Below are 7,404 nucleotides of genomic sequence, written 5' to 3'. Positions count from 1 at the left end.
ACTCGTTTGGTGCGTTTCGCTACGGTCATCGTTGCTCCTAGATGCTGGCAGTCTCCTGCCAAATGACCGTTTACACAAAACTAATTACACCCTCTGACGCCACGCACAGTGGCTAATAGTGATGAAGAGAAAATCCGACTCATGCAGACCGCTAACGCCGAAAGCAGCAACCCGGCACTGACTCCGACCACCAACCCCGGAACCTGGCACCCCGGGCCCACCCCCGACCACCAACCCCGGAACCGACCAACCCCCGCCCCCGAACAACCCCAAGTGCGAACGGCCGCTCCCCTGCCGTTTTATAATACCTGTCCCACCGGAAAACTCCCCCATGCCCGATCTGCTCGCCAATCTCAACCCTGAACAACTAGCCGCCGTTACGCTGCCGAACGAGCCGGCGCTTATCCTCGCGGGTGCGGGCAGCGGCAAGACGCGCGTACTCATCACACGTATCGCGTGGCTGATCCAACAGGGACTCGCGTCGCCCACGACCATTCTCGCCGTCACCTTCACGAACAAGGCAGCCAAGGAAATGATGGCGCGCCTGACCGCGATGATGCCTATTGACACCCGCGGCATGTGGATCGGTACGTTCCACGGCCTGTGCAACCGCATGCTGCGCGCGCATTTCCGCGACGCGGGCCTGCCGCAGACGTTCCAGATCCTCGACACATCTGACCAGTTGTCAGCCATCAAACGGCTGATGAAGGGCCTGAATATCGACGACGAGAAATATCCGGCTAAAAATCTCCAGTACTTCATCAACAACGCGAAGGAACAAGGGCTGCGCCCGAAAGACGTCGACGCGACCGATTCCTTCAACATGAAGTTCGTCGAGTTGTACGCGGCCTATGAGCAGCAATGCCAGCGCGAGGGTGTCGTCGATTTTCCCGAGCTGCTGCTGCGCTGCTACGAATTGCTCGCGCACAATCCACCGCTGCGCGCGCATTATCAGGCGCGCTTTCGCAACATCCTCGTCGACGAGTTCCAGGACACGAACAAGCTGCAGTACGCGTGGCTGAAGATGCTGGCGGGCGAGCACAACGCGATCTTCGCGGTCGGCGACGACGATCAGTCCATCTACGCCTTTCGCGGCGCGAACGTGGGCAACATGCACGACTTCGAGCGCGAGTACCACGTGCGCAACATGATCAAGCTCGAGCAGAACTATCGTTCGCACGGTCATATTCTCGATACCGCCAACTTCCTGATTGCCAAGAACTCGCGGCGGCTCGGCAAGAATCTCCGGACCGACGCCGGCCACGGCGAACCCGTGCGCGTCTATGAAGCCGCGACCGATACGCAGGAGGCGGGATGGATTGTCGAGGAGATCAAGACGATGATCCATGCGGGCGCCGCGCGCGGCGAGATCGCCATCCTGTACAGAAGCAACGCGCAGTCGCGAACCATCGAACACACGCTGGTGAACGCGGGCATTGCGTATCGCGTGTATGGCGGCTTGCGGTTCTTCGAACGCCAGGAAGTGAAGCACGCGCTGGCGTATCTGCGCCTGATCGACAACCCGAACGACGACACCGCATTTGCCCGCGTCGTGAATTTTCCGACGCGCGGGATAGGGGCAAGGTCGATCGAGCAACTGGCCGACGCCGCCCGCCTGTACAACTGCTCGATGGCCGCTGCCGTTCCCTATGTGACGGGCAAGGCGGGTTCGAGCATTGGCGCGTTTGCGCAACTGATCGCCAGGATGCGCGCTGAAACCCAGCACATGAGCCTGCCGGAAACCGTGGAATACGTGGTTCGCGCAAGCGGTCTCGCCACGCATTACGAGAACGAGCGCGAAGGTCAGGACCGGCTGGAGAACTTGCAGGAAGTGGTGAACGCCGCAGCGGCGTTCGTGCAGGAGGAGGGCTACGGGCTCGATACCCCCGCGCGTTCCATCCCACTTCGCCCGGGCGCGACGAACGCGCCGGAAATCGGCTTGGCGACCGACGATCCATCCGTCGACGTGCTCGACCGGCCAAGCCTCGCCGACCCCGCGCAAAATCCCGACACCATGACGCCGCTGGCCGGGTTCCTGTCTCACGCATCGCTTGAAGCAGGAGACAACCAGGCGCAAGCCGGTCAGGACGCGGTGCAACTGATGACGGTGCATGCGGCCAAGGGCCTTGAATTCATGGCGGTGTTCATCACGGGCCTGGAGGAAGGCCTGTTCCCGCACGAGAACAGCGCGCAGGAAAGCGATGGGCTCGAAGAGGAGCGGCGGCTGGCCTACGTGGCGATCACGCGGGCGAAGGAGCGGCTGTATCTTTCGTTCGCGCAGAGCCGGATGTTGCATGGCCAGACGCGCTACAACATTCGCTCCCGTTTCTTCGATGAACTCCCCGAAGGCTCGCTCAAGTGGCTCACGCCGAAGGTGGAGGCGGGCGCACGCTGGGGCGGCCGGTCGGATAACGCCGGCTGGGGCCGCGACTGGTTTGCCCGGCCCGACAAGGAACGCGCCGCGTACGCCGATCCCGATGCCGGCAAGCCACTGCCGGCGTTCGCCAACAATCAGCGCGCCGCCGACACCGGTTTCAAAGTCGGTCAGCCCGTATTTCACAACAAGTTTGGCGAAGGTACGGTAATTGGACTCGAAGGGGCGGGCGCGGATGCCCGCGCACAAGTTCGTTTCAAACGCCACGGCGAGAAGTGGCTGGCGCTGGCGGTGGCCAAGTTGCAGGCGGTGGAATGAACGCGGGCGTGAAGCGTCTCGGCATCATGGCCGCGTTGCCGCAGGAACTGGGCGATCTGATCGAATCGATGCACGCGGGCGGTGAGGTGCGCACCGAAACCATCGGCCGGCGTGAGTACCACGTCGGCATCGCGCACGGGGTGCCGTGCGTGGTGACGCTGGCCCGTGTCGGGAAGGTGGCTGCTGCTGCAACGGCGAGCGCGTTGATCCATCTGTTCGGTGTTGACGCCATCGTGTTCACAGGCGTGGCCGGCGGTGTTCGCCCGGATGTGCGTGTAGGCGATATCGTGATCGGTGAAACGCTGATGCAGCACGATCTCGACGCATCGCCGTTGTTTCCGCGCTTTGAAGTGCCGTTGTTGAACATCGCGCGTTTCCAAGGCGACACCACGTTGAATGCCGCGCTGGCGGATGCATGCAGCGCCTTTCTCGCCGATGAACATGCTGCGTTGGAAACGCGTTTCGGCGTGCATCCGCCGCAATTGCATCGCGGATTGATCGTGAGCGGTGACCGGTTTGTATCGAGTCATGACGAGGTCAATGCGCTGCGTGCAGCGTTGCCCGATGCGCTGGCGGTCGAGATGGAAGGCGCTGCGCTCGCGCAAGTGTGTTTCGAGCACGGTGTCCGGTGCGCGATCGTGCGCACGGTGTCGGATACCGCCGACGCCGATGCGCACGAATCCTTCCTCGAGTTCCTGCATGCGCTGGGCGGCACCTATTCGTCGGGCATCCTGCGGCGGTTTTTAGCTGCGTGGGCTTCTTCCGGCAACGACCCCCTGCCTTCCTGAACGCGTGACCGTTCGCCTCTGAGCACGGCGCGTCCTTACGCGTCTTGCTGCCGCAGCGGGGCAGACGAGCCCCATCCATCTTCTCCCTGCCACCGCCTTCAGCGCCGTGGCCCATCCCGTTATTCCCTTCGTTTTTCCCCTGACTTGCTCCCCAAAATTCTCTCTTGTAAGTGAGAATGATTCGCAATTACAATGCTCGGGACGACAGGAGGTCCACATGACCGAAACGACGCCCGACTCCAGCCGGGCACAGCGCGCAATCTCCGCGAATGCCGCACGGGTGATCGAGACGACGCGCCAGGCATGGCTCGCCGCAGCCGCGCAGCCCGTTAGCAATATCGCCACGCAGCCCCGGCCACCCCGGTTTTCACGTCGTCCGATAGTCGCAAATCTTGCGTTAGCCATGAATTTCTGGAGTACGAGACCGCTGTGATTGCCATCCAATCTTCCTTGGCGAAGTCCGTCAGCCCGTCGGTTGTCGTTATCGATGCGTCCGATGTACCCGATCAACGCATGCACGACGCCAGCCGTTTTCCGCTCGTGCGCTTGCGCCGGCGTGCAGTGCAGCCGGGCTATGCGTTCGGCTGGGGCGCCGAGATGCAGCGGTTGTTATCGCTGAAGACGCCGTTTGTCATTGTGTCCGACCATGACGCCGACGAAACCGCCGACGACACGCGCCTTCGCAACGCCTGGCTGAGGTCGCACCGGGAAACGCTTGCCCTCTTTTGCCGCGGGTTTATTGTGATCGAGCCGAGAATAGAAGCACGGGCGTCGACGCGCGAAGCCGTGCGTGCCGCAATGCACGGCAGCGGTGTGCGTCTGGTCGTCGTGTCCAGTATGCGGGTGGCAGGCGAACTTGCGCCCGTGCTGCTCAAGCATTCCGCCGGCGATCTCGAGAAACCCCGGCCGACGGGCAAGCCGCGTTTGCAAATGCCGTAACGGCGTATTGCGCCTGTCGCGGCGTGGTTTGAAACGATGTCCGGAGCCGGTTGTGCACTCGTCGACTCAGGGCCGTCCCTCTCTAGCAGCGCCCCACGGCCTGAACTATGCTCAGGAGCAATTCGCCCGCGCCCGAGCGTGATTCAGGCGTGGCGTTCCGCTACCAGACAGGGGTTCGAATGCCGACTTATCGTGAAGCTCATCGCCGTTCCATCGAAGATCCGGAATCGTTCTGGGGCGAACAGGCGAAGCGCATCCATTGGGAAACGCCGTTCGGGCAGGTGCTCGATCGCAGCAATCCACCGTTTGCCCGCTGGTTCGTCGGCGGCAAGACCAACCTCTGCTACAACGCCGTCGACCGGCATCTCGCAGCGCGTGCCCAGCAGAACGCGCTCGTGTATGTATCGACGGAAACGGGTATCGAGCGGCGCTACACCTATGCCGAGCTGCATGCCGAAGTGAACCGCATGGCTGCCGTGATGCGCTCGCTCGGCGTGGCGCAGGGCGAGCGCGTGCTGATCTATCTGCCGATGATCCCCGAAGCCCTGTTCGCGATGCTCGCCTGTGCGCGGCTCGGCGCGATCCATTCGGTCGTGTTCGGTGGCTTCGCGGCGCCGAGCCTGGCAGCGCGTATTGATGACGCCACGCCCGTGCTGATCGTCACCGCCGACGCCGGTGCGCGTGCGGGCAAGGTGATCGATTACACGCCGCTCGTGGACGAGGCGCTGGCGCGCGCCACGCACAAGGTGGCAAAGGTGTTGCTGATCGACCGCCAGCTTGCGCCGGAAAGGTTGCAGGCGCCGTATCTGGTTTCCTACGAGCCGTTGCGTGAACAGTTCTTCGATGCCCGCATTCCTTGCGTCTGGCTCGAATCGAATGAACCGTCGTACGTGCTTTATACGTCGGGGACGACCGGCAAGCCGAAGGGCGTGCAGCGCGACGTGGGGGGATACGCGGTCGCGCTGGCGGCATCGATGGAACACATCTTCCAGGGCAATCCCGGCGACACCATGTGGACCGCGTCGGACGTGGGCTGGGTGGTCGGGCACAGCTACATCATCTACGCACCGCTGATTGCCGGCCTGACGACGGTCATGTACGAAGGCACGCCGATCCGCCCCGATGGCGGCATCTGGTGGCGGATCATCGAGCAGCACAAGATCAACCTGATGTTCACCGCGCCAACCGCGTTACGCGTGCTCAAGAAGCAGGACCCGAAGCTGATGGAGCAGGCGAATCTATCGAGTTTGCGCACGCTGTTCCTGGCCGGCGAACCGCTGGATGAACCGACGGCGCAGTGGATTCAGGGCGCATTGAAAAAGCCCGTCGTCGATAACTACTGGCAGACCGAAACCGGCTGGCCGATGATCGCGATTCCGCGGGGGATTGAAGCGTTGCCGCCGAAGCTTGGCTCGCCCGGCATGCCTTCGATGGGTTTCGCGTTGACCGTACGCAACGAGGAGACTGGCGAGATCTGTGCGCCGGGCGAGAAGGGCGTGATCGCGCTCGACTATCCGTTGCCGCCGGGCTGCATGCAGACGGTGTGGGGCGACGATTCACGTTTCATCAAGACCTACTGGCAGAGTATTCCGGGGCGGCAGTTGTATTCGACCTTCGACTGGGGCGTGACCGATGAAGAGGGTTACGTCTCCATCCTGGGACGTACCGACGACGTGATCAACGTCGCAGGACATAGGCTCGGGACGCGTGAAATCGAGGAGGCGTTAAGCAGCCATCGGGCCGTGGCCGAAGTGGCGGTGGTAGGCGTGGCCGATTCGGTGAAAGGACAAGTTGCGCTGGCCTTCGTCGTGTTACGCGATGCCCAGGCGTTGGACGCAGCCGGCGCGCGTGAGGCGCTTGAAGCCGAACTTTCTCGCAGCGTGGATGCGCATTTGGGAGCGATCGCTCGTCCCGCCCGAGTCCATTTTCTGGCGATGTTGCCGAAGACCCGGTCGGGCAAGTTGTTGCGGCGGGCGATTGCTGCGTTGGCCGAAGGGCGTGATCCCGGCGATCTGCCTATGATCGAGGATGCCGGGGCGCTGGTGCAGGTGAAGGAAGCTTTGGCGCGGTAGTCGCTTCTTCTGCTTACTTCACCAGAGCGCGCGACTCACGCTCCGCTCGGGGCGTGAGTCGCTGCGCTTCTTTCGTGAGATTGACTTGCATGGTTGTCTCGGCAATGTCGTGAACCGCTTGCTCAAGCTGGTACGTGCCCTTCGCCTTAAGCCAGTCCATGACCTCCGCCAGATGCCAGATGGCGGTGCTGCCTTCGTGCACCGGCGATGGAAATGTATCCGGGTTCGTGAGCATTAACTTGCGCATGTTCTGACGCGTTACGCCGATTGCGTCGGCGACGTCGGTCAGGCCGACAAAATCCGGTGACGCTTCCACGAGTGCCGCTGACGGAATGGCTGACTTGACGTCTTTCAAGGCGCTCATTAATGCCGCGTGCGCGCTGTCCGCTTCCCGCGTAAATGCCAGCGCAACCCGGCCCGGCTGACCCACGCCGATCAACGCTTCGTGATCGAAGTCGCTGTCCGATAACCGGTACTTCAATGTGAACGTGTATTCCATGGTGTTGCCTTGATTGAGACCGTTGATTGTCCGGAAACCTTGTTTGCCTGAAACATGCAGTTGTTGATCACGCGCTTGATGGCCCGCGCATGATTCACCGCATTCTTCGGCGTACTCCACACACTGGTAATACAAAATTCGCGCAGCGGCACTCGGCCGCGTTGTATGGGCAATAGATCCGCCCCCACGCGTGACTTCCTCCTTGTTCGACGCGCCAGCCATGCGTTTCCGCGTGCCGCAATGCTTCTTCAATTTCCTTCTTCTGATGCTGTGATCGAGTCATCGTTAGCCCCATAGTAGAGGCGCCTCACAAGGTTGTCACTTGACAACCTTGTGAGGCGCCTGGAACGTCGAAACAAAAACTCGTTTTAGAGTTGTGCGTTCGTCGGTCGTTTGTGTCCTGCTCACATGACC

The 7,404-nt window shown here is 62.0% G+C and carries 6 protein-coding genes and 1 pseudogene; 5 read left to right on the top strand and 2 right to left on the bottom strand.

What is annotated here, in order from left to right:
* The first annotated feature begins 331 nt into the window (after positions 1-331).
* The 5 genes from ABH944_RS38740 (at position 332) to ABH944_RS38720 (ending at position 6,491) form a co-directional block, all read left to right on the top strand.
* Positions 332-2,692 (top strand): UvrD-helicase domain-containing protein, encoded by a 2,361-nt coding sequence (locus ABH944_RS38740; protein ID WP_404613534.1) that lies wholly within the window; start codon positions 332-334, stop codon positions 2,690-2,692.
* Positions 2,689-3,480, top strand: coding sequence for a 5'-methylthioadenosine/adenosylhomocysteine nucleosidase (locus tag ABH944_RS38735; protein WP_404613532.1), 792 nt, complete (start codon positions 2,689-2,691; stop codon positions 3,478-3,480). Before ABH944_RS38740 ends, ABH944_RS38735 begins: the two co-directional genes overlap by 4 nt.
* 217 nt (positions 3,481-3,697) lie before the next feature.
* On the top strand, positions 3,698-3,913 hold the full coding sequence (locus tag ABH944_RS38730) for a hypothetical protein (protein WP_404613530.1): 216 nt from the start codon (positions 3,698-3,700) through the stop codon (positions 3,911-3,913).
* Complete coding sequence (locus ABH944_RS38725; protein WP_404613528.1) at positions 3,910-4,419, top strand: hypothetical protein; 510 nt, start codon at positions 3,910-3,912, stop codon at positions 4,417-4,419. The genes ABH944_RS38730 and ABH944_RS38725 overlap by 4 nt, the downstream gene beginning before the upstream one ends.
* A 107-nt stretch (positions 4,420-4,526) precedes the next feature.
* Positions 4,527-6,491, top strand: a complete 1,965-nt coding sequence (locus ABH944_RS38720; RefSeq protein ID WP_404613526.1) for a propionate--CoA ligase — start codon at positions 4,527-4,529, stop codon at positions 6,489-6,491.
* A 13-nt stretch (positions 6,492-6,504) separates the two neighbouring features.
* Here the strand turns inward: ABH944_RS38720 and ABH944_RS38715 are convergent, their stop codons facing one another.
* Positions 6,505-6,990 (bottom strand): helix-turn-helix transcriptional regulator, encoded by a 486-nt coding sequence (locus tag ABH944_RS38715; RefSeq protein WP_404613524.1) that lies wholly within the window; start codon positions 6,988-6,990, stop codon positions 6,505-6,507.
* Positions 6,969-7,273: pseudogene (locus tag ABH944_RS38710) on the bottom strand (hypothetical protein). Before ABH944_RS38710 ends, ABH944_RS38715 begins: the two are co-directional and overlap by 22 nt.
* Between the last annotated feature and the right edge of the window lie 131 nt (positions 7,274-7,404).

It is taken from the genome of Caballeronia udeis (assembly GCF_044909315.1).
Lineage (GTDB): Bacteria > Pseudomonadota > Gammaproteobacteria > Burkholderiales > Burkholderiaceae > Caballeronia > Caballeronia udeis_A.
The sequence above is the reverse complement of the archived record's forward strand: the minus strand, read 5'-3'. Positions and strand labels throughout refer to the sequence as shown.

Excerpts from the sequence above, each read along its gene's own strand:
- ABH944_RS38740 (WP_404613534.1), top strand. The coding sequence starts at position 332 with ATGCCCGATCTGCTCGCCAATCTCAACCCTGAACAACTAGCCGCCGTT.
- ABH944_RS38735 (WP_404613532.1), top strand. The coding sequence starts at position 2,689 with ATGAACGCGGGCGTGAAGCGTCTCGGCATCATGGCCGCGTTGCCGCAG.
- ABH944_RS38730 (WP_404613530.1), top strand. The coding sequence starts at position 3,698 with ATGACCGAAACGACGCCCGACTCCAGCCGGGCACAGCGCGCAATCTCC.
- ABH944_RS38720 (WP_404613526.1), top strand. The coding sequence starts at position 4,527 with ATGCTCAGGAGCAATTCGCCCGCGCCCGAGCGTGATTCAGGCGTGGCG.
- ABH944_RS38715 (WP_404613524.1), bottom strand. The coding sequence starts at position 6,990 with ATGGAATACACGTTCACATTGAAGTACCGGTTATCGGACAGCGACTTC.